This window comes from Pseudoroseicyclus tamaricis, from assembly GCF_012070395.1.
Lineage (GTDB): Bacteria > Pseudomonadota > Alphaproteobacteria > Rhodobacterales > Rhodobacteraceae > Pseudoroseicyclus_A > Pseudoroseicyclus_A tamaricis.
Window position 1 is genome coordinate 55,256 of sequence record NZ_JAAFYS010000003.1, and the last position, 26,366, is coordinate 81,621.

General features: G+C 70.3%; 25 protein-coding genes. 17 read left to right on the forward strand and 8 right to left on the reverse strand.

The window, feature by feature from the left end:
- Positions 1-525 precede the first annotated feature (525 nt).
- Together GY170_RS12015 and GY170_RS12020 are read right to left on the reverse strand one after the other, a co-directional pair.
- Positions 526-975 carry a DUF5333 domain-containing protein gene (locus GY170_RS12015; RefSeq protein ID WP_235924169.1) on the reverse strand — a complete coding sequence of 150 codons (450 nt, stop codon included), beginning with the start codon at positions 973-975 and terminating at the stop codon, positions 526-528.
- Between the two features lie 134 nt (positions 976-1,109).
- Entirely contained in the window at positions 1,110-1,496 is a 387-nt protein-coding gene (locus tag GY170_RS12020; RefSeq protein WP_163893971.1) for a winged helix-turn-helix transcriptional regulator, read from the reverse strand.
- 99 nt (positions 1,497-1,595) lie between these two features.
- Here GY170_RS12020 and GY170_RS12025 point away from each other — a divergent pair, with 99 nt between their 5' ends.
- The 16 genes from GY170_RS12025 to GY170_RS12100 all read left to right on the forward strand — a co-directional run bounded on the left by GY170_RS12025 (position 1,596) and on the right by GY170_RS12100 (position 15,692).
- Positions 1,596-2,195 carry an NADPH-dependent FMN reductase gene (locus GY170_RS12025; protein WP_163893973.1) on the forward strand — a complete coding sequence of 200 codons (600 nt, stop codon included), beginning with the start codon at positions 1,596-1,598 and terminating at the stop codon, positions 2,193-2,195.
- A 61-nt stretch (positions 2,196-2,256) separates the two neighbouring features.
- Entirely contained in the window at positions 2,257-2,691 is a 435-nt protein-coding gene (locus GY170_RS12030) for a tellurite resistance TerB family protein (RefSeq protein ID WP_163893975.1), read from the forward strand.
- A gap of 121 nt (positions 2,692-2,812) precedes the next feature.
- Positions 2,813-3,574 carry a phosphate/phosphite/phosphonate ABC transporter substrate-binding protein gene (locus tag GY170_RS12035; RefSeq protein WP_163893977.1) on the forward strand — a complete coding sequence of 254 codons (762 nt, stop codon included), beginning with the start codon at positions 2,813-2,815 and terminating at the stop codon, positions 3,572-3,574.
- 88 nt (positions 3,575-3,662) lie between these two features.
- A complete protein-coding gene (locus tag GY170_RS12040) occupies positions 3,663-4,448 on the forward strand; it encodes an ABC transporter ATP-binding protein (RefSeq protein ID WP_235937841.1) in 786 nt (261 codons plus the stop codon).
- Between the two features lie 69 nt (positions 4,449-4,517).
- Positions 4,518-5,243, forward strand: a complete 726-nt coding sequence (locus tag GY170_RS12045) for a transporter substrate-binding domain-containing protein (protein ID WP_163893981.1) — start codon at positions 4,518-4,520, stop codon at positions 5,241-5,243.
- 109 nt (positions 5,244-5,352) lie between these two features.
- Complete coding sequence (locus tag GY170_RS12050; RefSeq protein WP_163893983.1) at positions 5,353-6,243, forward strand: ABC transporter permease; 891 nt, start codon at positions 5,353-5,355, stop codon at positions 6,241-6,243.
- An 88-nt stretch (positions 6,244-6,331) separates the two neighbouring features.
- Positions 6,332-7,141, forward strand: coding sequence for an ABC transporter permease (locus GY170_RS12055; RefSeq protein ID WP_163893985.1), 810 nt, complete (start codon positions 6,332-6,334; stop codon positions 7,139-7,141).
- Positions 7,142-7,143: 2 nt separating this feature from the next.
- Positions 7,144-8,469 (forward strand): glutamine synthetase family protein, encoded by a 1,326-nt coding sequence (locus GY170_RS12060; protein ID WP_163893987.1) that lies wholly within the window; start codon positions 7,144-7,146, stop codon positions 8,467-8,469.
- Positions 8,470-8,569: 100 nt separating this feature from the next.
- Positions 8,570-9,067: a GNAT family N-acetyltransferase gene (locus GY170_RS12065; RefSeq protein ID WP_163893989.1), complete on the forward strand. Its 498-nt coding sequence runs from the start codon at positions 8,570-8,572 to the stop codon at positions 9,065-9,067.
- A 69-nt stretch (positions 9,068-9,136) separates the two neighbouring features.
- Positions 9,137-9,820 (forward strand): type 1 glutamine amidotransferase, encoded by a 684-nt coding sequence (locus GY170_RS12070; RefSeq protein ID WP_163893991.1) that lies wholly within the window; start codon positions 9,137-9,139, stop codon positions 9,818-9,820.
- On the forward strand, positions 9,817-11,172 hold the full coding sequence (locus tag GY170_RS12075; RefSeq protein WP_163893993.1) for a glutamine synthetase family protein: 1,356 nt from the start codon (positions 9,817-9,819) through the stop codon (positions 11,170-11,172). Before GY170_RS12070 ends, GY170_RS12075 begins: the two co-directional genes overlap by 4 nt.
- A complete protein-coding gene (locus GY170_RS12080) occupies positions 11,172-11,483 on the forward strand; it encodes a DUF1272 domain-containing protein (protein WP_163893995.1) in 312 nt (103 codons plus the stop codon). The genes GY170_RS12075 and GY170_RS12080 overlap by 1 nt, the downstream gene beginning before the upstream one ends.
- Positions 11,484-11,782: 299 nt before the next feature.
- On the forward strand, positions 11,783-13,084 hold the full coding sequence (locus tag GY170_RS12085; protein WP_163893997.1) for an NAD(P)/FAD-dependent oxidoreductase: 1,302 nt from the start codon (positions 11,783-11,785) through the stop codon (positions 13,082-13,084).
- Positions 13,085-13,172: 88 nt separating this feature from the next.
- Positions 13,173-13,328 carry a hypothetical protein gene (locus GY170_RS12090; RefSeq protein ID WP_163893999.1) on the forward strand — a complete coding sequence of 52 codons (156 nt, stop codon included), beginning with the start codon at positions 13,173-13,175 and terminating at the stop codon, positions 13,326-13,328.
- Between the two features lie 110 nt (positions 13,329-13,438).
- Positions 13,439-15,235 (forward strand): aminopeptidase P family protein, encoded by a 1,797-nt coding sequence (locus GY170_RS12095; RefSeq protein ID WP_163894001.1) that lies wholly within the window; start codon positions 13,439-13,441, stop codon positions 15,233-15,235.
- Between the two features lie 115 nt (positions 15,236-15,350).
- A complete protein-coding gene (locus tag GY170_RS12100) occupies positions 15,351-15,692 on the forward strand; it encodes a DUF427 domain-containing protein (protein ID WP_163894003.1) in 342 nt (113 codons plus the stop codon).
- A 115-nt stretch (positions 15,693-15,807) separates the two neighbouring features.
- On the opposite strand, the gene GY170_RS12105 is transcribed toward GY170_RS12100, so the two are convergent.
- Positions 15,808-17,460: a chloride channel protein gene (locus tag GY170_RS12105; protein ID WP_163894005.1), complete on the reverse strand. Its 1,653-nt coding sequence runs from the start codon at positions 17,458-17,460 to the stop codon at positions 15,808-15,810.
- A 391-nt stretch (positions 17,461-17,851) separates the two neighbouring features.
- Here GY170_RS12105 and GY170_RS12110 point away from each other — a divergent pair, with 391 nt between their 5' ends.
- The gene (locus GY170_RS12110) at positions 17,852-19,609 is read left to right on the forward strand and encodes a bifunctional helix-turn-helix transcriptional regulator/alpha/beta hydrolase (RefSeq protein WP_163894007.1); all 1,758 of its coding nucleotides are present in this window, start codon (positions 17,852-17,854) and stop codon (positions 19,607-19,609) included.
- A 240-nt stretch (positions 19,610-19,849) separates the two neighbouring features.
- Here GY170_RS12110 and recN read toward each other — a convergent pair whose 3' ends face one another.
- The 5 genes from recN to cobT form a co-directional block, all read right to left on the reverse strand.
- Complete coding sequence (gene recN / locus GY170_RS12115; protein WP_163894009.1) at positions 19,850-21,514, reverse strand: DNA repair protein RecN; 1,665 nt, start codon at positions 21,512-21,514, stop codon at positions 19,850-19,852.
- A gap of 19 nt (positions 21,515-21,533) precedes the next feature.
- The gene (locus GY170_RS12120) at positions 21,534-22,334 is read right to left on the reverse strand and encodes an outer membrane protein assembly factor BamD (protein WP_235924185.1); all 801 of its coding nucleotides are present in this window, start codon (positions 22,332-22,334) and stop codon (positions 21,534-21,536) included.
- A gap of 227 nt (positions 22,335-22,561) precedes the next feature.
- Complete coding sequence (lpxC, locus tag GY170_RS12125; RefSeq protein WP_163894012.1) at positions 22,562-23,482, reverse strand: UDP-3-O-acyl-N-acetylglucosamine deacetylase; 921 nt, start codon at positions 23,480-23,482, stop codon at positions 22,562-22,564.
- Between the two features lie 228 nt (positions 23,483-23,710).
- Positions 23,711-24,481, reverse strand: a complete 771-nt coding sequence (locus GY170_RS12130) for a 23S rRNA (adenine(2030)-N(6))-methyltransferase RlmJ (protein ID WP_163894014.1) — start codon at positions 24,479-24,481, stop codon at positions 23,711-23,713.
- Positions 24,481-26,352 carry a cobaltochelatase subunit CobT gene (cobT, locus tag GY170_RS12135; RefSeq protein WP_163894016.1) on the reverse strand — a complete coding sequence of 624 codons (1,872 nt, stop codon included), beginning with the start codon at positions 26,350-26,352 and terminating at the stop codon, positions 24,481-24,483. The genes GY170_RS12130 and cobT overlap by 1 nt, the downstream gene beginning before the upstream one ends.
- Positions 26,353-26,366 lie beyond the last annotated feature (14 nt).

The window sequence follows — 26,366 nt, forward strand, 5'->3', positions numbered from 1 at the left end:
CAGATGCCTCGATGGGCAGAGGTCGGGGTGCGGGGGCGTCTGGCGCATCGTCTGCGGGCGCCGGGCGGTGGGGCGCGCTTTATAGCAGCCGAGGCCGTCGCCGATCCGGGCGGAGGATCAAGACCGGAAACAGCCCTGCGCCTTTGGCGCGCACCGGGGACATAGCGGAGATGTTGCGAAAGGTGGGTTGGAAACCCACCCGACGCGTGAAGCGCTACGCCAATAGCCCCACGCTCGCAGGCGCAGGGCGAGCGCCGGCACGTGGGGTGGCGCTCCACCGTCACCGCGGCGCGCTTTATGGTGCCACCACCTCCCCGCTCAGACCTCTGCGCAAACGGCACCGGAGCGCCATCCCGCGGGCGGGCCGGCGCTTGCCCTGCGCCTTTGGCGCGCACCGGCCAGGGGGAGAAGCGGGACCGGCGCGCCGCTGGCGCACTTTTGCATGACCCCGCCTCGCGAGGATCCGGGAGAACTCGCCGGCACAACTCGACCCGTAGGCCGGGCTTCAGCCCGGCAGGCCCGCTCCTACCGCAGGAGCTGCCCCACCGGCGTGCCCGCCGCGATCTGGGCGCGGCCGACGGCGCAGTGGCTGGCCTCGTCGCCCGGCTGGGCACCCAGCTCGACGAGGCGGGCGCGGGCGATTCCCTCCAGGCGATCCTTCTCGGCCCGGTTGCTGGTGAAGGCGTCGATCTCGTCCTCGGTGTAGCCGAGCTCGCGGGCATGGTTCTGCAGGCCGTTGAGCACCGCCACGCCGCGCAGCCAGCGGGCGCCGATGGAGTCGCAGCGCTCCGAGATCTCATAGGCGATGGCGGTGTTGATGAGCCCCTCGGTGATCTGCGTCACCTGGCCGAGCGCCGGCTTGGCGGCGCTGGCGCCGGCAAGGATGGAAAAGCCCAGCATCACGCCGGCGGCGGTGGTGATGTGGGCGGCTGCTTTCCTCGAGGGGCGGCGGCGGGACTTTCGGGGCTTCGGCATCGTATCGCTCTCCGGCGTTTGGGTCTTCTGCTCTGCCGTCGAGATTGGACCGAAGCCGCTGCTATTCAATATCGCGTTTGCGAGAGCCGCCCGTGGCAGGCGACAACCCGCCAAGGGCGATCACGCGGCGCCGATCACGCGGCGGTCGCCGCCGCGCCGTCCTCGCCGCGCGAATCGTAGGCGGCGCGGGCCGCCTCGATCCGGTCGGCATTGCTGGCCGTCCAGTCGGCGAGCGCCTGCACCGGGCAGAGGAGTTCCCGCCCCAGATCCGTCAGCGCGTATTCCACCATCGGCGGCGTCACCGGCGTCACCGTGCGGCGGACGAAGCCGTCCCGCTCGAGGTTGCGCAGCGTGGCGGAGAGCATCTTCTGGCTGATGTCGCCGATCTCTCGCTTGAGCGCGTTGAAGCGCTTCGCCTCCGGCTGCAGGGCGCGGATGACGAGGATGACCCACTTGTCGCCGACCCGGCTGAGCAACTGGCTGATCCGCAAGCAGGTTTCCTGCGGGTGACCTTCTTCCATCGAGGTGCCTTCCTATCGAACGGGTGCCTTCTTGCGGGATAGCTCTCGCTCCCCGATATGCAGCTAGTAACGATTCGTAACTACCCCAAGGAGCGACCTATGTCCAAACTTCGTATTGCTCTCATCCTCTCCACCACCCGCGAGACGCGCTTTGCCGACAAGCCCGCCGCCTGGCTGATGGATGTCGCCGCCGAGCGCGACGACCTGGAGCTTGAGATCCTCGACCTGCGCGACTTCGACCTGCCCTTCTTCGAGGCCCCGGCCTCCGACCTGTGGATGCCGGCGAGCGACCCCAAGGTCATCGCCTGGCAGGAGAAGCTGGCCGAGTATGACGGCTATGTCTTCCTCACCGCCGAGTACAACCACTCGATCCCCGGCGAGCTGAAGAACGCCCTCGACCAGGCCTACATGCCCTTCGTGCGCAAGCCGATGGCCGCTTTCGGCTACGGCTCCATCGGTGGCGCCCGCGCCGTCGAGCACCTCCGCGGCATCGTCGTGGAGCTGCAGATGGTCCCCGTCCGCAGCGGCGTGAACCTCGGCGCGTCGGACTTCTTCAAGGTCCACCCGCTCGGCGCCAACGGCCCGATGAGCGACGTCGACGGCGTGCTGCGCCCCTCGGCCACCGCGATGCTCGACGATCTCGCCTGGTGGGCCACGGCCCTCAAGCCGGCGCGCGAGGCGACGGCCGCCGCGAGCTGAGCCATCACGAGATGCGGCAGGGCGCTGGCCGAGCGCCGCGCCCTGCTCTATCTTGGCTGTCATGTTCACGAACCTCATCCGCCGGCTGACCGAGCCGGAGCCCGGCCGCCTCCCGGAGCCCGACGAGCGGCTCGCCGTGGCCGGCCTTCTGGTGCGCATCGCGCGGACCGATCATGATTACGCCGAGGCCGAGATCCGCCAGATCGACGCGCTTCTCGCACGGCGCTACGGCATGTCCCCCTTCGAGGCGGCGAAGCTGCGCGGCGAGGCCGAGGCGCTGGAGGCCGAGGCCCCCGACACCGTCCGCTTCACTCGCGCCATCAAGGATGCCGTGCCGCTCGAGGAGCGCGAAGCGGTCATCGAGGCCGCCTGGGCCGTCGCCCTCGCCGACGGGCAGCGCGACACCGACGAGACCTCCCTGATGCGGCTCGTCGCCCGGATGCTAGGCATCGATGACACCGCCTCAAACCGGATCCGCAAGGGGCTGGAAGACTGAAGGTCTCGGTCTGGCAGAAGGTTGCGCGGGGGCCCGAGCCTGCGTGGGGGCCAGCCCCCACACCCCCGCGGTATTTGTGGCCAGATGAAATGGATCGTGAGCGGTCCGTCGGGGCGGCGCCATGATCGCGGCTCTGCCCATGTACCAGCGCGCCGAGAATGCCGCGGCCCATGCCGTGCTCTGGGCGCTGATCCGGGACGGGCTGCGGGTCCGGGGCATCGAGGCGCCCGAGGCGTTGGATGTAGAGACCGATCACATGGAGGTCTGGGGGCGGCCCGATCTGGTGCTCAGCCAGATCTGCAACCTGCCCTACCGCGCCGTCTACCGGGAGCGGGTGACGCTGATCGGCGCCTCCGACTATGGGCTGAAAGACTGTGCGCCCGGCTATTATTACTCCTACTTCGTCGTGCCGAAGGACGACCCGGCGTCGCGGCCCGAGGAGGCGGCGGGATATCCCCTCGACCACAATGACGGGCTCAGCCAGTCCGGCTGGGGGGCGGCGCAGCTCTGGGCGGCGGAGCGGGGATTCGCCTTCCCCGCGGGGAAGGCGACGGGGGCGCATAGCGCTTCGCTCGCCCGCCTCGCCGAGGGGCGCGGGCGGCTGGCGGCGATCGACGCCGTCACCTGGCGCAACCTGGAGCGCTGGGCGCCCGAGCAGGTGGCGGCGGTGAAGATCATCGGGCGGACGGGGGCGAGCCCGGGGCAGAGCTTCATCACCCGCGCCGGCGAGGATCCGGCCCCCTACAGCGCCGCCATCGCCGAGGCGATCGGGGCGCTGCCGGCCGAAGAGGCGGCGACGCTGGGGCTGAAAGGCATCGTCCCCCTGCCCGCCTCCGCCTATGACCTGCCGCTTCCGCCCAAGCCGGAGGCATCTGCCGCCTGATCGGGCAATTGCTCGAAACGGACGTGGCGACTTTATGGACAAGGCCGGAAAAATGGGCTCGACTGCCCTGCAGTCAGGGAAGAGATGCGTGCCGAACGACACCAACAGGCCCCCGGTTATCGAGATCAAGGATCTCCACAAGTCCTACGGGCAGCTCGAGGTGCTCAAGGGCGTGGATGTCTCCGCGCCCGCCGGCCACGTGCTGGCGATGATCGGCTCGTCGGGCTCGGGCAAATCCACCCTCCTGCGGTGCTGCAACCTCTTGGAGGACAGCCAGCAGGGCGAGATCCGCATCAATGGCGAGGACGTGCGCTGGAAGGGCCAGGGGCCAAACCGGCGGCCGGCCGACCATGCGCAGCTCGTCCGCATCCGCACGAATCTCTCGATGGTGTTCCAGCAGTTCAACCTCTGGGCGCACATGACCGTTCTGCAGAACGTCATGGAGGCGCCGCTCACCGTGCTTCGCCGGCCCCGGGCCGAGGTGGAGGAGACGGCGCGCCGCTACCTCGACAAGGTCGGCATCGGCGACAAGGCCGAGGCCTGGCCCGCCCAGCTCTCCGGCGGGCAGCAACAGAGGGCAGCCATCGCGCGGGCGCTGGCGATGGAGCCCAAGGCGCTGCTCTTCGACGAGCCGACCTCCGCCCTCGACCCCGAGTTGGAGCAGGAGGTGGTGCGGGTCATCAAGTCCCTCGCCGAAGAGGGGCGCACGATGATCCTCGTCACGCATGACATGAAGATGGCGCAGGACGTCGCCGACCATGTCGTCTTCCTCCACCAGGGGAAGATCGAGGAGGAGGGCCCGCCCGCCCAGCTATTCGGCCGCCCCGAGACGGCGCGGCTCCGCCAGTTTCTCTCCGCCACCCAGGCCGCCTGAGGCCCGGGGCGCGGAGACGGAAAAGAAGGGCCCACAAGGGCCACCAACAGGATCAACAGGGAGACAATCATGCAAAAGCTGATCCTCACCACCGCCGCGCTGGCCCTTTCGGCCGGGGCCGCCTTCGCGCAGGACACCGTGCGCCTCGGCACTGAGGGCGCCTACCCGCCCTACAACTACATCGACGACACCGGCGAGGTCGCCGGCTTCGAGCGAGAGCTGGGCGATGAGCTCTGCGTGCGCGCCGGGCTGACCTGCGAATGGGTGACGAACGACTGGGATTCGATCATTCCCAACCTCGTCGCCGGCAACTACGACACGATCATCGCCGGGATGAGCATCACCGACGAGCGCGAGGAAGTCATCGACTTCACGCAGGATTACTACCCGCCCACCGCCTCCGCCTATGTCGCCGCCTCCGAGAATGTCGACGTGCTGAGCGGCGTCGTCTCCGCCCAGACGGCGACGATCCAGGCCGGCCACGTGGCCGAGAGCGGCGCCACGCTGCTGGAATACGCGACGCCCGACGAGACCATCGCCGCCGTCCGCTCCGGCGAGGCCGATGCCGTCTTCGCCGATTACGACTACCTGCTGCCGGCCGTCGAAGCCTCGAACGGCGAACTGATGTTCGTGGGTGAGCGCGTGCCGCTCGGCGGCGGCGTCGGCATGGGCATCCGCGAGAGCGACACCGAACTGCTGGAGGCGATGGACGCCGGCATCACCTCGATGAAGGAAGATGGCTCGCTCAACGAACTGCTGATCAAGTGGTTCGGCGAAGACGTTCAGACCTATTGATGAGCCTGCGGCGGAGCGGGCCCTCCCGCTCCGCCGCCCCCTGCTTCATGCGCCCCTCACCCCATGACATGACGGCCGCCCCTGCCCGCCGCCGGCGGCCGGAGAGCTGATGTTCGACTTCTGCGCCGACCCTTCCGTGCTCGACCGGCTGACGTGGCTCTCCTGCTACCTGACCACGGGCAAGCACATGGCCATCTACTGGTCGGTGGGCACCGTGCTGCTGCTCCTCGCCGTCACCGCGCCCACCGCCCTCGCCTTCGGCTTCGGCGGCGCCGTTCTGGCGCGCAGCCGCGTCGCGCCGTTGCGCTGGCTGGGCAAGGGGTACATCGCCATTGTGCGCGGCGTGCCGGACATCGCCTTCTTCCTCTTCTTCGTCATCGCGCTCGACCAGCTCTTCGAGTGGGTGCGCCACGAGGTGAAATGCCCGGAGTGGGAGAATTCCGTCTGGCAGGGCAACGACTTCATCGTCTGCCAGGCGGCGAAGCTGCCGCTCTCCTCGGCGCCGCAATGGGTCCACGAGGGCTACGGCTTCGTGCTGGCGGTGATCACCTTCTCCATCGTCTTCGGCGCCTTCGCGGGCAACGTGCTCTTCGGCGCCATGCGCGCCGTGCCCCGCGCGCAGCTGGAGACGGCGGAGGCCTACGGGATGAGCCGGGGACAGACCTTCCGCCGCGTGCTGGTGCCGCAGATGTGGGTCTACGCGCTGCCGGGGCTCTCCAACCTCTGGATGGTGCTGATCAAGGCGACGCCGCTCCTCTTCCTGCTGGGGGTGGAGGACATCGTCTACTGGGCGCGCGAGCTCGGCGGGACGAAGACACCGCAATTCACCGCCTATCCGCATGGCGACTGGCGGGTCTGGTATTTCCTGGCGCTGCTGGTTTTCTACCTCGGCATGACGAAGCTCTCCGAGTGGGCGCTGACGCGGCTGCAGGACAGACTGAGCCACGGGCAGGCCACCGCCTCGGGCGAGCGGCTGCGGCGCGACGAGGTGACCGCATGACGGCGCTGCCGGGCCCCCGAATTTCGCGTGACATTCGTGCACGGACATCGCGCGATGTCCGTCCCCCGGTGGCCAGGGGAGTGCACCGATGACCTGTCTCGAGACGATCCAGGCCTATGCCCTGCGCTCCATCGGCCTCGGCGAGCGGCTGCTGCCGCGCGAGGATTTCACGCTCTGCCAGCAGTTCACGCTGATCGGCTCGGGCATGTTGTGGAACATCTACTTCGGCCTGATCGCCCTGCTTACCGGCTTCCTGCTCGCCAATGCCCTCGCCGTCGGCAAGAACTCCGAGCGGCGCTGGCTGCGCAAGCCCTCCGAGTGGTTCATCTTCATCTTCCGCGGCTCGCCGCTCTTCATCCAGTTCTTCTTCGCCTACTTCGCCTTTCTGTCGCTCAAGAGCGTCCATCCGGCGTTCGACCCCTTCACCTCCGCCTGGCTGGGGGCGGCACTGGTGCTCTTCCTCAACACCGCGGCCTATTCGGCGGAGATCTTTTACGGCGCCCTGCGCTCTGTCCCGAAGGGAGACCTCGAGGCGGCGGATGCCTATGGCCTCACCGGCTTCGCGCGCTGGCGGCGGGTCGTCTGGCCGACGACCATGCGCCTCGCCTGGCCGGCTTATACGAACGAGGCGATCTTCCTCTTCCATGCCACGACACTGGTCTTCTTCTCCGGCTTCCCGGCCGTCCGCCAGCGGGGGGATGCGCTCTATTACGCGACCTATTTCGCGGACAAGACGTTCAACCCCTTCGTGCCCTACCCGATCCTCGCCTTCTACTTCATCCTGCTGACTCTGGTGATCATTTCACTCTTCGGGCTGGTGAACCGGCGGCTGAACCGCCATCTTCCGCAGGAGCGACGAGCCAGGATGCGGCTGCGCGCCCCCCAGATCATCCGGTGAACATGAACGGCCCTCCTCCCTCGATCCGCAACATCCGCGCCGGCGCGGCTGACCTCAACGGCGTCGCCCGCGGCAAGCGCGTGCCATGGCGCTTTGCGGCCAAGCTGGAAGAGGAAGGGATGCGCTTCCCCCTCTCGGTGCTCAACCTCGACATCTGGGGCGAGGATGTGGAGGACAGCCCCCTCGTCTTCGAGATCGGCGACCCCGACGGCGTGCTCAAGCCCACCGAGCGCGGCTATGTCCCCATGCCCTGGCTCAACACCGACACGGCGCTGCTGCCGATGTGGATGTACACGGAAGAAGGCGAGGCCTTCCCCGGCGATCCCCGCCACGCACTTGCCGACGTGGTGGCCCGCTTCAAGAAGCTCGGCCTGACGCCGGTGGTGGCGACGGAGATGGAGTTCTACCTCGTCGATGACAGCGGGCAGGAACTGCGCCAGCCGCCCTCCCCCCGCTCAGGCAAGCGGCGGCCGGGGGCGGAGATCCTGTCCCTCCGGGCGCTCGACGCCTTCGACATCTTCTTCACCGAGCTCTACGACGCCTGCGACGTCATGGGCATCCCCGCCGAGGCGGCGATATCCGAGAACGGCGCGGGGCAGTTCGAGGTCAACATGGTCCACGAGCCGGATGCCGTGAAGGCGGCGGACGACGCGTGGCTCTTCAAGATGCTGGTGCGGGGCCTCGCGCGGAACCACAACATGGCCGCCAGCTTCATGGCGAAGCCTTACGAGGAATATGCCGGCTCGGGCCTGCACATGCATTTCTCGATGCAGGACGAGGCCGGCAACAACGCCTTCGCCAACGACACCTTCGAGGGCTCCGACCTTCTCCGACAGGGCATCGCGGGGTGCCTCAAGGGCATCCCCGAGCTGGCGCTGATCTTCGCGCCGCACGGCAATTCCTACGACCGGCTGGTCCCGGAGAGCCATGCGCCGACGGGCATCTGCTGGGCCTACGAGAACCGCACGGCGAGCGTGCGTGTCCCCGGTGGCAGCTGGAAGGCGCGGCGGATCGAGCACCGCGTGGCGGGGGGCGACGTGAACCCCTACCTCTTCATGGCCGCCGTTCTCGGCTCCGCCCTCACCGGCATCGAGGACGGGCTGCAGCCGCCGCCGCCGATCTTTGGCAATGCCTACGAGCAGGAGATGGCGCAGATCCCCGACACTTGGGAGCGGGCCATCGACGCGCTGGAGGAGAGCGCCTTCGCGCGCCGCATCTTCCCCGACCTGCTGCTCCAGAACCTCGTGCGCACCAAGCGGCAGGAGGCACGCTACTTCGCCGAGCTGACGAAGCGGCAGCAGCTGGAGCTCTACCTCGATACCGTGTGAGCGGGGTGGAAAGGGCGGAGGGGGGCTGTGTGCCCCCCGCTGCCTCCGGCAGCCCCCCCCGAGGATTTTTGGGACCAAAGACAGGGGGGGCCGCGCGCTGATGGAGGCGGAGGAGCCGGGGGCGGGGCGGGTGACGCTGAGGCGGCTGGTGCCGGAGGATGCGGGGGCGCTGTTTGCGGCCATCGGGAATGCCGAGACCTATGCGGCGCTCGATATCGATCCGCCGGGCAGTGCCGACCAGATCCGCGCGCAGATCACCCGGCAGAATGCCGGGCCGCCGGGGGGCGGGGCGCTGTGGCTGAACTGGGCGGTGCGGGTGGAGGGCGTCGTCGCCGGTTTCGTGCAGGCGACGGTGACGGGGGAGGAGGCGGATTTCGCCTACGTGCTCGGCGCCGGCTTCTGGCGGCGGGGCATCGGGCGAAGGGCGGCGCGGCTGGCCATGGCGGAGCTGGCAGCGCGCCACGGGGTGACTCGGCTGATCGCCGATACCGATCGCGACAATGCCGCCTCGCAGGCGCTTCTGAAGAGGCTCGGCTTCCGCCGGACGCACCGGGAGGGGCGGGACGTGCACTTCCGCCACGATGGCCCCCTGCCCTGACGCGCGCCCCGCTTGCCCCGCCGGGCGGCGCCCATTACCCTTGTCACATCTCTTCCAAAACGGTGCTTCATGCTCATCGGCATTCTTCAGACCGGCCACGCGCCCGACGCGCTGCGCCCGGCTCACGGCGATTATTCCGATCTCTTCCAGCAGCTCCTCGCGGGGCACGGCTTTGACTTCGTCACCTTCAGCGTCGTCGACGGGGAGTTCCCCCCCGGCCCCGAGGCCGCCGATGCGTGGCTGATCACCGGCTCGCGCCACGGCGCCTACGAGGACCATCCGTGGATCCCGCCGCTGGAGGCGCTGATCCACGACATCCAGGGCTCCGGCCGGCCGCTCGTCGGCATCTGCTTCGGACACCAGATCATCGCGCAGGCGCTGGGCGGGCGGGTCGAGAAGTTCGAGGGCGGCTGGGCCGTCGGCCGGCAGCTCTACGAATTCGGCGGCGAGCCCCGCGCGCTCAACGCCTGGCACCAGGACCAGGTGACAGTGAAGCCCGAGGGCGCCCGCGTCGTCGGCACCAACCCCTTCTGCGCCAATGCCGCCCTCGCCTACGGCGAGAGCATCTACACCGTGCAGGCGCACCCGGAATTCGGCTCCGCCTTCATCGAGGGGCTGATCGACAAGCGCGGCGCCGGGGTCGTCCCCGACCACCTGCTCTCGCAGGCGCGCGCGTCGCTGCCGCTGGAGAACGACAACCAGATGCTGGCCGACGAGATCGCCGGCTTCTTCAAGGCGCGGGTGCCGGCATGAACTGGCTCGACAGGATCCCGCAAGCGGCCCGCACCTATCTCGAGGGCAAGCGCCTCGACGAGGTGGAGTGCATCATCGCGGACCTGCCTGGCATCGCCCGCGGCAAGGCCGTGCCCGCCGGCAAGTGGGAGCGGCAGCAGTATTTCCACCTGCCCAACTCGATCTTCTTCCAGACGATCACCGGCGACTGGGGCGAGGCGGCCGGGCCCGACGGCTTCACCGAGCCCGACATGATCCTGAAGCCCGACCTCACAACCGCCACCGCCGCCCCCTGGGCCGATGACGGCACGCTGCAGGTCATCCACGACGCGTTCGACCAGAAGGGCAACCGCGTTCCCTATTCCCCCCGCAACGTGCTGATGCGGGTGGTCGAGCTCTACGAGGCGCAGGGCTGGAAGCCGATCGTCGCGCCGGAGATGGAATTCTACCTCGTCGGCCGCAACACCGACCCGCGCCTGCCCATCGAGCCGATGATGGGCCGCACCGGCCGCCCCGCCGCCGCGCGGCAGGCCTATTCGATGACCGCGGTCGATGAATACGGCCCCGTGATCGACGACATCTATGAGTTCGCCGAGATCCAGGGCTTCGAGATCGACGGCATCACGCAGGAGGGCGGCGCCGGCCAGCTGGAGATCAACCTGCGCCACGGCCACCCGGTGCGGCTGGCCGACGAGGTCTTCTACTTCAAGCGGCTGATCCGCGAGGCGGCGCTGAAGCACGATTGCTTCGCCACCTTCATGGCCAAGCCCATCGAGGGCGAGCCCGGCTCGGCCATGCACGTGCACCACTCGGTGACCGATGTGCGCACGGGGCGGAACCTCTTCTCCGGCCCGGCGGGCGGCGAAACGGATGCGTTCTTCCACTTCATCGGCGGTCTGCAGGAGCATCTGCCGAGCGCCATCGCCGTGATCGCGCCCTACGTGAACTCCTATCGCCGCTACGTGCGCGACCATGCGGCGCCGATCAACCTCGAATGGGGGCGCGACAACCGGACGACGGGCATCCGCATCCCGGTCACGCCGTGGGAATCGCGGCGGGTGGAGAACCGGCTGGCTGGGATGGATTGTAACCCCTACCTCTGCATCGCCGCCTCGCTGGCCTGTGGCTACCTCGGGCTGATGAACGAGCTGCGCCCGGACAAGCGCTTCCGCGGCGACGCCTACGAGGCGGAGGATGCCATCCCTCGCGGCGTGCACGCGGCGCTCGATCTCTTCGACGGGGCGCGCGAGCTGCACGAGGTGCTGGGGCCCGATTTCGCCCGCGTCTATTCCATCGTGAAGCGGACGGAATATGACGAGTTCCTGCAGGTCATCAGCCCCTGGGAGCGGGAGCACCTGCTCCTGAATGTCTGATGGCGCTGGAGCTGCGGCCGAATTGCGAGTTCTGCGACAAGGACCTGCCGCCGGACGCGCCGGATGCGATGATCTGCACCTATGAATGCACCTTCTGCCGCGACTGCCTGGAGAGGGAGCTGCAGAACGTCTGTCCCAATTGCGGCGGCGGCTTCGCGCCTCGCCCGATCCGGCCCGCCCGTGAATGGCGCCCCGGCCTGTCACTGGCGCAGCGCCCTGCCGGCACCGAACGACACGACCTGAGCTACCCGCTGGAAGACATCCGCGCCCTCTCGGCGAAGCTGAAGAACATCCCGCCCGGGGAACGGTGAGGGGGCGCCCCTCCCGCTCTGTCATGCGGCAGGACGGCCGACACCAGCCGAAGCGCCCCTTGTAGGGTGGGTTTATAACCCACCTCCCCGGTGCCACCGACAGCGCCCTGCGCCTTCGGCGCGCACCGGGCGGGGATGGAGCGGAGAGCGCGCGCAAGACTCGCCGGAACCGTAGGCTGGGCTCAAGCCCCCCTCATCGCCCAACCGACGAGCACCCGGGCGGCGAGCGCCGGGCACCGCGGGCCGCGCGCCCCCGCGCCCCCTTCCCTTTCCCCGCCCACCGGCGGATGATCCGCGCCATGAACCCGCTGCACCGCAACGACCGCCCCGCCACCTATCCCGCCTCCTGGTATGCCGCCACCGCCACGCTCTCTGCCGAGCGGCCCGCGCTCGCCGGCGACGAGATGGCCGATGTCGCCATCCTCGGCGCCGGCTTCACCGGCCTCTGGGCCGCCAAGGTCCTGGCGGAGAAGGGTTTCAAGGTCGTCCTGCTGGAGGCGCACCGCGTCGGCTGGGGCGCCTCGGGGCGCAATGGCGGGCAGGTCGGCTCGGGCTATAACAAGCCGATGCGCTGGATCGCCGGGCGCATGGGCGCCGACAAGGCGCGGATGGTCTGGCAGGTGGCGGAGGACGCCAAGTCGCAGCTGCGCGCCTTCTGCGAGAGCCACGCGGTGGAGGCCGACTGGAAGGCCGGCGTCGCCCATGGCGCCTATTCCGATGCCGAGGCGGAGGAGGACAAGGCCGAGGTCGACTTCCTCGCCCGTGAATACGGCTACGAGCAATCCGAGGCGATGGGCGCCGACCGCTTCCGGGAGCTGGTGAAGTCCCCGCTCTACCACGGCGGCGTGCTCGACCGGGGCGCCGCCCATATCCACCCGCTCAACTACGCCCTCGCCCTGGCGCGGGCGGCGGAGGCGGCGGGCGCGACGATCCACGAACGCTCCGAGGTCACCGCCATCGAAAGCGGCGCCTCGCCCTCGCTGACGACGGCGGCGGGCACTTTGCGAGCCAAGCACCTGATCCTCGCCGGCAACGGCTACCTGCCGGCGATCGAGCCACACATGTCCGCCCGGGTCATGCCGATCAATTCCTTCATCGCCGCAACCCGCCCGCTGGAAGACCCGCGCTCGGTGCTGGCCGAGGAGATCGCCGTCGCCGATTCGAAATTCGTGGTGAACTACTATCGCTTCACCTCCGACGGCCGCTTCCTCTTCGGCGGGCGGGAGAGCTACGGGCTCGGCTTCCCCACCGACATCCGCGGCCCCTTGGTGGCGCGGATGACCAACCTCTTCCCGCAGCTGAAGGGCGTGGAGGTGGAACATGTCTGGGGCGGCACGCTCGGCATCACCATGACCCGCCTGCCCCACCTCGCCCGGCTGGGGCCGACGACGCTCTCCGCCGCCGGCTTCTCGGGCCACGGCGTCGCCCTCTCCGGCATGGCCGGGCGGCTGATGGGAGAGGCAGTCGCCGGCCAGGCGGAGCGGTTCGACGTGATGAGCGAGCTGCCGGTGCAGCGCTTCCCCGGCGGCGCCACCTTCCGCACGCCGCTGATGACGCTGGCGATGAGCTGGTACGCCCTGCGCGACCGCCTCGGCGTCTGAGGCGCGGTTCAGCGGTTCTTAAACCTGTTCGGGCTATCGCAGCACCGGTCGTCATATTCCGGCGGCCGCGATCTGCCAGGCCCGCCCCATGCCCGCCATCGATCCCGCGCCCCTCGCCCTTCGTGAGCCGCCCCCGGCCGCCGAAACCTCCGGCTCCCCGCGCCTGCCCCCCGGCTGGTGGCTGCTGCCCGCCATGGGCCTCGGCGCCGCGTTCTGGGCCGGGCTGGCGGTCGCGCTCTTCTAGCCGGCGCCCGGCGCCCGCCGTTTCGCCCGCCGCCGGAGGGGGTCACTCCGCCGCACTGGCACTCCGCCGCCTGCGCTGCCATGTAGGGCGCGAGCAGACGGAGGCGTGAGATGTTCCAGACATTCGAGGTGACGAGCAATCCCGAGCAGGGGCCGCCGCGGCTCTCCGCGCTGCGCGACGAGATGCTGCATGCCGGCCTCGGCGCCTTCATCGTCCCCCGGGCCGATGCCCATCGCGGCGAATACGTCGCCCCCGCCGATGCCCGCCTCGCCTGGCTGACGGGCTTCACCGGCTCCGCCGGCTTCGCGGTGGCGCTGGCCGAGGAGGCCGCCATCTTCGTCGACGGCCGCTACCGCGTGCAGGTGAGGCAGGAGGTCGATCCCGTCTTCACCCCCGTCGACTGGCCCGAGACGCAGCTGGCCGACTGGCTCATCGAGCACGCCCCCGAGGGTGCCACCATCGGCTTCGATCCGTGGCTGCACACGGCGGGCGAGATCAAGGGGCTGAAGGCGGCGCTGGAGCCGCACGGGCTGCGCCTCACCGCCACCGAGAACCTCGTCGATGCCATCTGGGAGGATCGTCCGGCGCCCCCCGCTGCCCCCTTCTTCCTGCAGCCGGAGGAGTTCGCCGGCGAAAGCTCGTCGGACAAGCGCGCCCGCCTCGCCGAAGAGCTGCGCAAGGAAGGCCAGCGCGCCGCCCTGCTCACCCTGCCCGATTCCATCGCCTGGCTCCTCAACATCCGCGGCAGCGACATCCCCCGCAACCCGGTGCCCCACGCCTTCGCGCTGCTTCATGACAGCGGCCGGGTGGAGCTCTTCTGCGGCCCCGGCAAGGCCGACGAGGTGGCGGGCGCGCTCGGCGCAGACGTCGCCATCCTCCCCGCGGACAGCCTCCTCGCCGCCCTGACGGATCTCGACGGCCCCGTCCGCGTCGACCCCGCCTCGGCGCCGGAGCGGCTGGCCGTCGCGCTCGGGAGCCGCATGGCGGAGGGGGTGGACCCCTGCCTGCTGCCCAAGGCCATCAAGAACCCCACCGAGATCGCCGGCATGCGCGAGGCGCACCTGCGCGACGGCGCCGCCATGGTGCGCTTCCTCGCTTGGCTGGACGCGGAGGCTCCGAAGGGCGGCCTAACCGAGACCTCCGTGGTGACGGAGCTGGAGAGCTTCCGCCGCGCCACCAACGCGCTGGAGGATATCTCCTTCGAGACGATCGCCGGCGCCGGCGAGCACGGCGCCATCGTCCACTACCGCGTCAACGAGAAGACCGACCGCCCCGTGCGCCCCGGCGAGCTGCTGCTCGTCGATTCCGGCGCCCAGTACCGCGACGGGACGACCGACATCACCCGCACCATCGCCGTCGGCGCGCCGCCCGAGGGCGCGGCGGAGGCCTATACGCGCGTGCTGCAGGGCATGGTCGCCCTCTCCCGCGCCCGCTTCCCCCGCGGCGTCACCGGTGCCCATCTCGACGCGCTCGCTCGCTTCCCGCTCTGGACGGCGGGGATGGATTTCGACCACGGCACCGGCCACGGCGTCGGCGCCTACCTCTGCGTCCACGAGGGGCCGGCGCGCTTCTCCCGCGCCAGCACCGACATCGCGCTGCAGCCCGGCATGGTGCTCTCCAACGAGCCGGGGCATTACCGCGAGGGGGCCTGGGGCATCCGCATCGAGAACCTCGTCGTGGTGGAGGAGGCGGCGCCCCTGCCGACGTCGGATCCGAACCGCCCGCTCCTCGGCTTCGAGACGCTGACCTTCGTGCCCTTCGACCGGCGGCTGATCGTGGCGGAGATGCTCAGCCCCGCCGAGCGGGACTGGATCGACGCCTATCATCGCGATACGCTGGAGCGGATCGGCCCCCGCCTCGACGGCGCCGCGCTCGCCTGGGCGGAGGAGGCCTGCGCCCCGCTCTGATCGCCCGCCGCCCGTCGAGGCCCCCCTCGGCCACCCCGTTGAAGTGCCGGGCCCGTTGAATTGCCGGTCATCGTGCCCATGTCATGACCCGGCCACATCCATGAAGGACATCGAGATGGCAGACCACATCACCATCAGGCCGGCCGGCGGCCATTGGGTCGTCCGCGCCGGCGGCGCCGTTCTCGGCGAGAGCGACAAGGCGCTGGAGCTGACGGAGGGCGACTACCCGCCCGTCATCTACTTCCCGCGCGAGGACATCGCGATGGCCTTTCTCGAGCCGTCGGAGACAGTCTCCACCTGCCCGTGGAAGGGCGAGGCGCGCTATTTCAGCATCGTCGCCAAGTCCGGCACCATCCCCGATTCCGCCTGGTCCTACGAGGAGCCCAAGGCCGGGGTGGAGGCCATCGCCGGCCACCTCGCCTTCTACACCTCCAAGGTCGCCGTCGAGCAAGTCTGACGGCGCGCCGCCTTCTCTCCCCGGATCCCCTTCATCTGGCCAAAAATACCCTCGGGGGTGCGGGGGCTGGCCCCCGCTCCCGCCCCCTCCACCTTCCCCTCCGCCCGCATCGGCGCTACCCGTGCGCCTCCGCCGACCGCCGCGCCAGCGCGCGGTTGAGGGCCCGCAGCGCATCGACGTGGAAGAGCGCCCCGCGCAGCTCCGGCCCCGCATCGCCGCCGGCGAAGTGGACGACCGGCAGCACGCTGGCGCCCGCCGTCTCGAACATCGGCATCGCCTCCTCCAGCGTCTGTCCTTCCTTGAGGAAGGTGCCGCCGGCGATCAGCTCCCGCATCGCCGCTTCGTCGGCCCCGCGCGGGTGGCCTTGCGCGCGCATGACGCTCTCCACCCGGAAGGTCCCGAGCAGCCAGGCCTGCGGGCCTGCGGCGAGGTGCACGCCCCGCCGCTCCAGCTGGGTGAGGAAGAACGAGCGGTCTACCAGCGCCGAGGCGACGGCGGAGGAGAGCGCGACGGAGACCATGACCGCCAGCCCCGCCTGCCAGTCCCCCGTCAGCTCGAAGACGATGAGGATGGTGGAGATCGGCGCCCCCAGCACCGCCGCCGCGACGGCGCCCATGCCCGCCAGCGCATAGAGGCTGGAGCCGCCGGAGAGCTCCGGCGCCAGGTGCGTCGCGACGAGGCCGAAGGCGAGGCCGGTCAGCGAGCCGACCATGAGCGAGGGGGAGAAGATGCCGCCCCCCATCCGCCCGCCCATGGTGACGGAGACGGCGGCGACTTTGACGATGGCGAAGATCACCGCCTCGCGAAACAGCAGCTCCCCCGTCAGCGCCCGGCTCGTCGTCTCGTAGCCGACGCCGATGATGTGCGGGAAGGGGATGGCGATGGCGCCGAGGATGGCGCCGGCCAGCATCGGCCAGGCCCAGCCCGGCAGGCGCACCCGCTCGCGCAGGCTCCCGGCGAGGCTGTCGGCCCAGAAGATCGCCCGCATCTGCACCACGGCGACGCCCCCGCAGACGATGCCGAGCAACAGGAAGGCCGGCAGCTCGACGTAGAACTCCACGGCGTTCTGGAAGGGCAGCTGGAACTCGGTGATGTCGCCGAAGACCAGCCGCCCCGCCACCGTGCCCGCGGCGGAGGCGATAACGATGGGCGCGAAGGCCTGCACGGCGAAGTGGCGCAGCACCACCTCCATCGCAAAGAGCGCCCCAGCGATCGGCGCGTTGAAGCTGGCGGAGACGGCGGCGGCGACGGCGCAGCCCAAAAGCTCGCGCCCCTCTATGCCGCCGAGCTTCGCCCAGGAATTGACGTAGGAGGCGAGGACGGCGGCAAGGTGCACCACCGGCCCTTCCCGCCCCGTCGAGCCGCCGGTCGAGAGGGTGATGAGCGAGGCGAGGGCGGAGACGAGGCCCCGCCGCCGCTGCACCCGCCCGTCCCGGAGTGCCGCCGCCTCGATCACGTCGGCCACCGAGCGCACGCGCCCGTCCTCCGTCAGCCGGTCGAGCAGCAGGCCGACGGCGAGGCCGCCGAGGATGGGGATGACGAGCAGCCAGTACCAGTCGAGCCCGGCGGCGAAGGAGTGGATGTGGGCGACATCGTCGGTGCCGTAGAAGAGCGCCTGCAGCCCGGCGATGCCGAGGCGGAAGGCCAGCGCGGCGACGGACGCGGCGAGCCCGATGGCCAGTGCCAGCGCCCAGAGGCGCAGCCGCACGCCGCCCCGGCGCGCCTGCGCCCGCATCCAAGCCGTCCGTCCGCCCTGTCCCTGTTCCATCCGCTCTTCCTGCGGCTTTGCCGGCGGCGGAGCAAGATCGGCGGCGGCGGGCGGAGCCGGGCGCATGGCCCCGGCGCCACGGGCGGGGCGCCGTTCGCGTCACGCATTGGTCATACTAAAGGTGCACATTATTCGCGCAGCGAATTCTGGCCTTTTCTCCCGACGTCACAGACAGTAACGTGCGCCTCACGCTGACGCGAAGAGCCATGATCCACCAGATCGCCCTTGCCGCGCCGTCCGTGCGCCCGCCGCCGTGCTGCCTCAGCCGGCGCCGGGCCCCTTGGCCGAGGCGCGGCCCCCCGGAGATGTGCGTCTCCTCCCCCACACAGGTCGGGCCGCCCGTGTTGCGCGGCGGTGCTTTGCGCGCGCCGACGAGGGGCCGGGGGCAACGATGAGCGACGGGGCAGACGGCGACGACAGGCACCTCGAGGAAGAGGTGATCGACGGGATCTACGAAACCGCCATGGACCCCAGCCGCTACGAGGAGCTGCTCGACCGCTGGCAGAACCTGCTGCTGCGCCGCCAGATGCGCGGGGACGGGGAGGATCTTCCCGGCGTCGCCCCCCACGTCATGCGCGCCGGCCAGACGCTGGACCGGGTGATGGAGGCGGAGGCGAAGAGCGCCGGCGCGCTGCTCACCACGATCCATCACAACGCCGCCTTCGTCATCGACGAGACGCTGGTCGTCACCGCCGCCAACCGCGCCTCGGCGGCCAGCCTCGGCCTCGCCGTCGGCGCCCGGCTGAGCGATCTCGGCCGCCTCGTGGCGGAGCCGGAGCCGCTGATCGCCGCCGCGCGGCAGGCGCTGCGGCGCAACGATGCCACCCCGCACATCCTGCGCCTGCACGGCAGCCGCACCGGCAAGACGGTGCTCGTCTCCTTCCGCCGCTACGCCGGCCCCTCCGGCACGCCGGAGCTGCTGGCCGTCACGTCCGAGCTGGCGTGGCCCCCCGCCTTCGGCGAGGTGGTGCGCGCTACCTTCGACCTGACGGTGGCGGAGACGGAGGTGATGCGCGCCCTCTCCGAGGGCTCCAGCCTCGCCGACATCGCCTCGGCGCGCGGCCGCTCCGTCGCCACGGTGCGCGCGCAGCTCAAGTCGGTGATGTCGAAGACGGAGACCAGCAGCCAGGCGGACCTCATCCGCCTCACCCTCTCGATGCTGGAGATCGCCCGCTTCTCCGACCCCGGCTCGGTCGCGCTCCAGGGCGATGCGCCGGCCCATTCGGCCGACGGCGGGCTGGTGCCCCGCCCCATCCAGCGGATGAGCCTGCCCGACGGGCGGCTGATGGAGTACCTGATCCTCGGCGATCCGAAGGGGCGGCCCTGCCTCTACATGCCGATCGACTTCGGCCTGACCCGCTGGCCGGCGAGCGCCGAGGCGGAGGCCTCGCGCGCCGGCATCCGCATCATCGTGCCGATCCGCGCCGGCTACGGCCAGTCCTCCGCCCTGCCCGAGGGCGTCGACGTGCTGCGCCAGCTGGCCGACGATCACGTCGCCCTGCTCGACCGGCTCGGCGCGCCGCGGCTGCCGATCATCGCCATGGGCGACGACAGCCTCTTGGCCTTCGCCATCCACACCGCCGCGCCCGAGCGAGTGAGCGCCATCATCTGCTGCGCGGGCGTGCTGCCCCTCACCGGCCCCGAGCAGTTCGACCGCATGGGCCGCTGGCACCGCTTCGTCATCGCCGGTGCCCGCACCACGCCGCACCTTCTGCCCTTCATGGTGCAGGCCGGCGCCGCCCTCGCCCGGCGCATCGGCAAGAGCGGCTTTCTGGAGAGCGTCTACCGCCAGTCCGCTGCCGACCGCGCCACCTTCCAGGTGCCGGAGGTGCTGGAGGCGATCACCGTCGGCTCCGAGGTCGCCCTCTCCAAGACCCACGTGGCGGACAAGGCCTTCACGCGCGAACTGATCGCCAAGGTCAATTTCGATTGGCAGGAGGATGTCGCCTTCACGCGCGGCCGGCTGCCCGTGCACTTCCTCAGCGGCTTGCAGGACCCTCAGGTACCTTCCGAGACGCTGGAAGAGCACCAGCAGAGCTACCCGTGGATCGACTTCCGCATCTTCCCCGATGCCGGTCAGCTGCTCTTCTTCCTGAAGTGGCGAGAGGTGCTTCCGCTGATTCTGCGGCACCTCCACGAAGCTTCCTGAGGGTGACGCCGGGGGATTTGGTAATAATCCGTTAATCTACCCCATATGGGGTATGAGGAATCTGACCCGGCCCTCTAGGACATCCACATTGATAAGTCATTGCGGCGCTTGCAGCGAGCGCGGCTCGATTTCTTCGGTAGGGCGGTGAGTGGCCCTGCCGATATTTGAGAAGTCTCGGGGCGGTCCTAACGGGCCGCCCTTATTTCTTGCCCCTGAAGAAATTCCGTCGCCGCCCCGCCGTCAGGCCGGGGGCGTGCCAATCAGCGCTTCCGCCGCCGCCTTCGCCTCGGCGGTGACATCGGCGCCGGCGAGCATCCGGGCGATCTCCTCCACCCGCTCCGCCGCCGCCAGCGGCGCCACCTGGCTGAGCGTGCCGGCGCCGCCATCCGTCTCTTCCTTGCGCACGCGGAAATGGTGGGCACCACGCGCCGCGACCTGGGGGGAGTGCGTCACCACCAGCACCTGCCCCGACTCGGCGAGTCGCGACAGGCGGCGGCCGATGGCATCGGCGGTGGCGCCGCCGACGCCGCGGTCGATCTCGTCGAAGATCAGGATCTGCCCCTCCGCCCCGGCATGAAGGCAGACCTTCAGCGCCAGCAGGAAGCGGGAGAGCTCGCCGCCCGAGGCCACCTTCTCCAGCGGCCCCGCCGGGGCGCCGGGGTTGGTGGCGGCGGCGAAGCGCACCATGTCGAGCCCCGTCGGCCCGCCCGGCGCCTCGTCGATCTGAACCGTGAAGCGCGCCCGCTCCAGCTTCAGGGGCGGCAGTTCCGTCGCCATCGCCGCCTCCAGCCGGGTCGCGGCGGCGCGGCGGAGGCCGGAGAGATGCGTCGCGGCGCTCTCGAACCCCTCCTCGGCGGCGGAGACCTCGCGGCGCAGCGTGTCGATATCGCCCTCGGAGGCGTCGAGCGCCTCCAGCTTGGCGGAAAGGTCCTGCCCCAGCGCCGGCAGCTCCTCGATGCTGAGGCCGTGCTTGCGGGCAAGGGCGCGGAGGGCGAAGAGCCGCTCCTCCGTGCGCTCCAGCTCGGAGGGGTCGTAGTTCAGCGCGTCCAGCGCCTCCGCCACGCCCTGCTCCGCCTCGCCGAGCGCATCGACGGCGCGCGAGAGCGCCTCCAGCGGCGCATCGAGCCGGCCCTCAGCGGCCTCGGCGGCGCCTTCCAGCCAGCGGATGGCATCCATCGTCAGCCCTTCGGCCGCGTCGCCGGCAAGCGCGGCATGGGCGCGGGCGATATCCTCGCGGATGCGCACCCCGGCCTGCATGGAGCGGCGGGCGGTATCCAGCGCCTCCTCCTCGCCCGGCTGGGGGGAGAGCTCCTCGATCTCGGCGGCGGCGTGGCGCAGGTACTCCTCCTCCTCGCGCAGCGCCTCGGCCCGCGCCTCCGCCTCGGCCAGCGCCTTGCGGGTGGCGCGGAGGGAGGACCACGCCATGCGCACCGCCACCAGCGGCTCCTGCGCATCGGCGAAGGCATCGAGGAGGGCAAGGTGCGACCTGGGGTCCAGCAGCGCCCGGTCATCCCCCTGCCCGTGCAGCTCCACCAGGTGCTCGGAGAGCCGGCGTAGCAGCTCGCCGGAGGCGGGGCGGTCGTTGACCCAGGCGCTCTTGCGACCCGACGGCGTGTTGACGCGGCGCAGGATCAGCTCGTCCTCGAAGTCGATCCCCGCCTCCTCCAGCACGGCGCAGGCCGGGTGGCCGGGGCCGAGCTCGAAGATGGCCACGACCTCGCCCTTCTCGGCCCCCTGACGCACCAGCTCCGCCCGGCCGCGCCAGCCGAGGGCGAAGCCCAGCGAGTCGAGGAGGATCGACTTGCCCGCCCCCGTCTCACCGGTCAGCACGTTGAGGCCAGGGCCGAAGCTCAGCTCGGCCCGGCGGATCAGCAGCATGTCGGTGATGTCGAGCTGTCTCAGCATCGGGGGCGCATGGCGGCCGTCAGAGCCACTCCCCCAGCACCATCTGCCGGTAGATCTGCGCCAGCCAGCTGTCGCCGGACGCCTCCATCGACAGCCCCTGCCCCGTCAGCAGGGCGTAGCTGTCCTGGTACCACTCGGTGGACTGGAAGTTGTAGCCGAGGATCGCGCCGGCCGTCTGCGCCTCTTCCGGCAGGCCGAGCGCGAGGTAGGCCTCCACCAGCCGGTGCAGCGCCTCGGGCGTGTGGCTCGTCGTCTGGAAATCCTCCACCACCACGCGGAAGCGGTTGATGGCGGCGGCGTAGTGATCGCGGCGCAGGTAGTAGCGGCCGATCTCCATCTCCTTGCCGGCGAGATGGTCGAAGGCGAGGTCGAACTTCAGGATCGCCGACCGCGCGTATTCGCTCTCGGGATACACCTCGATCACCGTGCGCAGGGCCTGCAGCGCCTGGAAGGTCAGCCCCTGGTCACGGCCGATCTCGTCGATCTGGTCGTAGTAGGAGAGCGCCAGCAGGTACTGCGCATAGGCCGCATCGCCATCCGTCGGGTAGAAGTCGAGGAAGCGCTGCGCCGCGGCACGGGCATTGGGGTAATCCTCGTCGCGGTGATAGGCCATGGCCTGCATGATCAGGCCCCGCTTCGCCCATTCCGAATAGGGATAGAGCCGCTCGATCTCACCGAAGTAATAGGCGGCGTCTTCCGCGTCGCCATCCGCCAGCTCGACCTCGCCGCGCTGGTAGATCTCCTCCGGGGTGAACGCCTCCAGCGCCGGCCGGGATTCGACGAGGTCGCTCCCGCAGGCGCCCAGCGCAGAAAGCGCCAGCCCCAAGGCCGCGCCTTTTGCCAAGGACCAGCTCGTCTGCCTCACGTCTCTCGCCCCCCGGGGTCTTGCTTCTGGCCGGGGCTGGCCCGGCGCGAAGGGCTTAACATGATTGGCGGGAGGGCAAAATGCCTTTTGCGTGGGCTGCGGCGGGGCGCCGCTGCCGCCCCGCGGGCGGCGGAAACCACATGGTTTCCGCACGCGATTTCCATATGGAAATCGCCGGACGCTCAGGCGACGCGGGAGAGATCGGAGGGACGCAGGTTCCAGCCGGGCAGGCGGCGGGCGGTCGCCTCGCTCACCTCGACACGCCGCCAGGCCGAGGGCTCGGCGAAGATGGCGCGCAGAAGCTGGTTGGTCATCGCGTGGCCGGCGCGCACGCCGGTGTAGCGGCCGAGGATCGGCGCGCCGGCGAGGGCGAGATCGCCGAGCGCGTCCAGCATCTTGTGGCGCACCGGCTCGTCGGGGTGGCGCAGGCCGCCGGGGGTGAGCACCTTGTCGCCCTCCACCACCACGGCGTTGAAGAGCGTCCCGCCCAGCGCCTTGCCCTGCGCGCGCATCGCGTCGACATCCGCCTTTCGGCAGAAGGTGCGCGCATCGCAGAGCTCGCGCAGGAAGGCGCCGTTGGCCATGTCGAGTGTCTTCACCTGCCGGCCGATGGCCTTGTCGGGGAAGTCGATCGCGAAGGAGACGACGAGCCCCGCCCCCGGGTCGAGCCGGGCGGAGGCCTGGCCGGAGCGGGCCTCGACCGGGCGCAGGATCTCGATGGCCGTCAGCGACGCATCCTGCACCTCCAGCCCGGCCGAGAGGATGGCGCGCGCGAAAGGCGCCGAGGAGCCGTCGAGTACCGGCACTTCCGGCCCGTCGATCTCCACCCGGGCGTTGCCGAGCCCGGTCCCCGCGCAGGCGGCCATCAGGTGCTCGACGGTGGAGAGCGTGGTGCCCGCCTCGTTGCGAAGCTGGGAGTTGAGGGGCGAGGGCGTGACGAGATCCCAGCGCGCGGGGATGCGCGCCGCCTCGCCGGAGATATCCGTGCGATAGAAGACGATGCCGCTGCCGGCGGGGGCCGGCTTCAGCGTCAGCCGCGCCGGGCGCCCGGTGTGAAGGCCGGTGCCGGTGAGGCGGACAGTTTCTTTCAGCGTCGTCTGCACGAAGACCCTCTTGGATGGGGCGGGGCGAGAGAATTGGCCCTCGCCCGACGGGCATCAGTTAAGAAAGGGTGAAGGCTTCCTCAACTCACCTTTTACGACAGGGTGAAACAGAGCGGCGCTTCTCCGCCGGGACTCGGGCGATTTGCAAGGCTGTTCCCCTGAAGCGGTCAACGCGGGGCGATCACGCCTCCGGCGGCGCATGACGGCAACGTGACGGGCGGGGGCCTGTCAGACGCGCGCCATGATTGCGGCGATGCGCGCCGCCTCCTCCTCGAAGCCCCAGGGCGCGTTGATGAGGATGAGGCCCGATCCGAGCATCCGGTGCCCGGGCCGTGCCGGGCGAAGCGGCGTCTCGATGCGCTGCGCCCCCTCCAGCACGTCCAGCGCCTCAGCCATCGGGGCGTGCAGCCCGGCCTCCAGCATCGGGTACCAGAGCATCTTGATGCCCACCGGCCAGCGCTTGTGGAGGGCCTTCACCAGCGCCGCCATCGCCGCGTAATCGGCCTTCACCTCGTAGGAGGGGTCGATCAGCACCAGCCCCCGCGCCGGCTCCGGCGGCAGGAGGCGGCGGGCGAACGCCGCGCCGTCTTCGCGCACAACCTCCGCCCTCTCGCCCATGGCGGCGACGAGGGCCGCATGTTCCTGCGGGTGAAGCTCGGCCATGTGCAGCCGGTCCTGCTCCCTCGCGAAATGCGCGGCGACGAGCGGCGAGCCGGGGTAGCTATCGGGCCCGTGGGTGGCGCGGGTCGCGTCGAGCACCTGCCGGTAGGGGTGGTCCGGCTCGAAGAGCGCCTCCGCCCGGACGATGCCCGCCTCGGCCTCGCCCGTCTTGCGTGCCTCCACCCCAGCGAGGTCATAGAGGCCCCGGCCCGCGTGAGTTTCCACGTAGGTCAGGGGCTTCGGCTTCTGGGTGAGGTAGTCGAGAATCCAGGAGAGGGCGGCGTGTTTCATCACGTCCGCCCCGTTCCCGGCATGGTAGCCGTGCTGGTAGCTCAGCATCAGCTTGCCCGTTTCATCCCCATGACCCGCGCCCGCGCGCGTGGGTCATTGTCGAAGAGGCTGGCGAGCTGCTCCGTCATCGCGCCGGCGAGCTGCTCGACATCGGTGATCGTCACCGCCCGCTCGTAATAGCGCGTCACGTCATGGCCGATGCCGATGGCGATGAGCTCCACCGCCTTCTTCTTCTCGACCATGGCGATCACGTCGCGCAGGTGCTTCTCGAGGTAGTTGGCCGGGTTCACGGAGAGGGTGCTGTCGTCCACCGGCGCGCCGTCGGAGATGACCATGAGGATCTTGCGCTGCTCGGGCCGGTTCACCAGCCGCTTGTGCGCCCATTCCAGCGCCTCGCCGTCGATGTTCTCCTTCAGGAGGCCCTCTTTCATCATGATGCCGAGGTTCTCGCGCACCCGGCGCCACGGCGCATCGGCGCGCTTGTAGACGATGTGGCGGAGGTCGTTCAGCCGCCCCGGCAGCGGCGGCCGGCCGGCATTGCGCCAGCCCTCGCCCGCCTGCCCGCCCTTCCAGGCGCGCGTGGTGAAGCCGAGGATCTCGACCTTCACCTGGCAGCGCTCCAGCGTGCGGGCGAGCACGTCGGCGCAGATGGCGGCGATGGAGATGGGGCGCCCCCGCATCGAGCCGGAATTGTCGAGGAGCAGCGTCACCACGGTGTCGCGGAACTCGGTGTCCTTCTCGCGCTTGAAACTGAGCGGCGTCGTCGGGTTGGCGACGACGCGGGCGAGGCGGCCGGCATCGAGCGTGCCCTCCTCCAGGTCGAACTCCCACGACCGGTTCTGCTGCGCCTGCAGGCGGCGCATCAGCTTGTTGGCGAGGCGGGAGACGGCGCCCTTCAGGGGGTCCAGCTGCTGGTCGAGATAGGCGCGCAGACGCTCGCGCTCGGCGGGCTCGGCGAGATCTTCGGCCGCGATCTCCTCGTCATGGCTATTATCGTAGACCTTGTAGTCCGGGTCCGCCTCGGAATGGGGGGCGGGGGGCGGAGGCTCGGTCGGCGCCTCGCCCTCGGGCACCAGTTCCTCCTCCATCTCCTCGGCGTCGCCGCCTTCCTGCTCCATCGAGGCCTGCGCCTCGCCCTCCTCCTCCTGCTCCTGCTGGGACTGCTCGGGCGTGGCATCCTCGACGTCGCCGCCGGAGTTCTGATCGTCCTCGCCCTCTTCGGTCTCGGGCTCGTCCTCGGCCAGATCGTCGGCGAGGTCATCCTCGGCATCGGGGTCGTCGCCCAGCTGGTCGGCGTAACCGAGGGCGGAGATCATGTCGCGGGCGTAGCGGGCGAAGGCCTTCTGGTCGTGCAGGAGGTCGCTCACCTCCTCCAGCCGGTCGCCGAAGCTCTCCTCCAGGTGGCCGCGCCAGAGATCGAGGACGTTGTCGGCCCCCTTGGGCAGGTCGCGCCCCGTGGCGAGCTGGCGGACGAGGTAGCCGGCGGCTGCGGCAAGCGGCGCCTCGGAGGCCTCTCGCACCTGGTCATAGCCCTTGCGGCGGGCGTCGGCTCCGATCCTCGCGTCGATGTTCTTGGCGGTGCCGGGCATGTAGCGCGCGCCCAGCGCCTCCACCCGCGCCGATTCCATCGCCTCGTAGAGATCGCGGGCCATGGGGCCCTGCGGCTGGTAGCGGTTGGCGACGGCGGCGTCGTGCAGCTTGTGGCGCAGCGCCAGCCCGTCGGCCGTACCTCGGGCCAGCAGCACCTCCTCGGCCGTCATGCGGCGGGATATCTGCGGCAGGCGGATGGAGTCGTTGGTGCCGCCGGCCGGATCGACCGAGAAGGAGACGGCCAGCTCGCGGTCGTCCGCCATCACCTTGGTCGCCTCGGCGAGCGCCTTCTTGAACGGATCGGCCGGGTTGTCGTTGGGCTTTTTCATGGGGCTTCATAAAG

Coding starts and splice junctions, on each gene's coding strand:
- GY170_RS12015 (WP_235924169.1), bottom strand. CDS start 975: ATGCCGAAGCCCCGAAAGTCCCGCCGCCGCCCCTCGAGGAAAGCAGCC.
- GY170_RS12020 (WP_163893971.1), bottom strand. CDS start 1,496: ATGGAAGAAGGTCACCCGCAGGAAACCTGCTTGCGGATCAGCCAGTTG.
- GY170_RS12025 (WP_163893973.1), top strand. CDS start 1,596: ATGTCCAAACTTCGTATTGCTCTCATCCTCTCCACCACCCGCGAGACG.
- GY170_RS12030 (WP_163893975.1), top strand. CDS start 2,257: ATGTTCACGAACCTCATCCGCCGGCTGACCGAGCCGGAGCCCGGCCGC.
- GY170_RS12035 (WP_163893977.1), top strand. CDS start 2,813: ATGATCGCGGCTCTGCCCATGTACCAGCGCGCCGAGAATGCCGCGGCC.
- GY170_RS12045 (WP_163893981.1), top strand. CDS start 4,518: ATGCAAAAGCTGATCCTCACCACCGCCGCGCTGGCCCTTTCGGCCGGG.
- GY170_RS12050 (WP_163893983.1), top strand. CDS start 5,353: ATGTTCGACTTCTGCGCCGACCCTTCCGTGCTCGACCGGCTGACGTGG.
- GY170_RS12055 (WP_163893985.1), top strand. CDS start 6,332: ATGACCTGTCTCGAGACGATCCAGGCCTATGCCCTGCGCTCCATCGGC.
- GY170_RS12060 (WP_163893987.1), top strand. CDS start 7,144: ATGAACGGCCCTCCTCCCTCGATCCGCAACATCCGCGCCGGCGCGGCT.
- GY170_RS12065 (WP_163893989.1), top strand. CDS start 8,570: ATGGAGGCGGAGGAGCCGGGGGCGGGGCGGGTGACGCTGAGGCGGCTG.
- GY170_RS12070 (WP_163893991.1), top strand. CDS start 9,137: ATGCTCATCGGCATTCTTCAGACCGGCCACGCGCCCGACGCGCTGCGC.
- GY170_RS12075 (WP_163893993.1), top strand. CDS start 9,817: ATGAACTGGCTCGACAGGATCCCGCAAGCGGCCCGCACCTATCTCGAG.
- GY170_RS12080 (WP_163893995.1), top strand. CDS start 11,172: ATGGCGCTGGAGCTGCGGCCGAATTGCGAGTTCTGCGACAAGGACCTG.
- GY170_RS12085 (WP_163893997.1), top strand. CDS start 11,783: ATGAACCCGCTGCACCGCAACGACCGCCCCGCCACCTATCCCGCCTCC.
- GY170_RS12090 (WP_163893999.1), top strand. CDS start 13,173: ATGCCCGCCATCGATCCCGCGCCCCTCGCCCTTCGTGAGCCGCCCCCG.
- GY170_RS12095 (WP_163894001.1), top strand. CDS start 13,439: ATGTTCCAGACATTCGAGGTGACGAGCAATCCCGAGCAGGGGCCGCCG.
- GY170_RS12100 (WP_163894003.1), top strand. CDS start 15,351: ATGGCAGACCACATCACCATCAGGCCGGCCGGCGGCCATTGGGTCGTC.
- GY170_RS12105 (WP_163894005.1), bottom strand. CDS start 17,460: ATGGAACAGGGACAGGGCGGACGGACGGCTTGGATGCGGGCGCAGGCG.
- GY170_RS12110 (WP_163894007.1), top strand. CDS start 17,852: ATGAGCGACGGGGCAGACGGCGACGACAGGCACCTCGAGGAAGAGGTG.
- recN (WP_163894009.1), bottom strand. CDS start 21,514: ATGCTGAGACAGCTCGACATCACCGACATGCTGCTGATCCGCCGGGCC.
- GY170_RS12130 (WP_163894014.1), bottom strand. CDS start 24,481: ATGCTGAGCTACCAGCACGGCTACCATGCCGGGAACGGGGCGGACGTG.
- cobT (WP_163894016.1), bottom strand. CDS start 26,352: ATGAAAAAGCCCAACGACAACCCGGCCGATCCGTTCAAGAAGGCGCTC.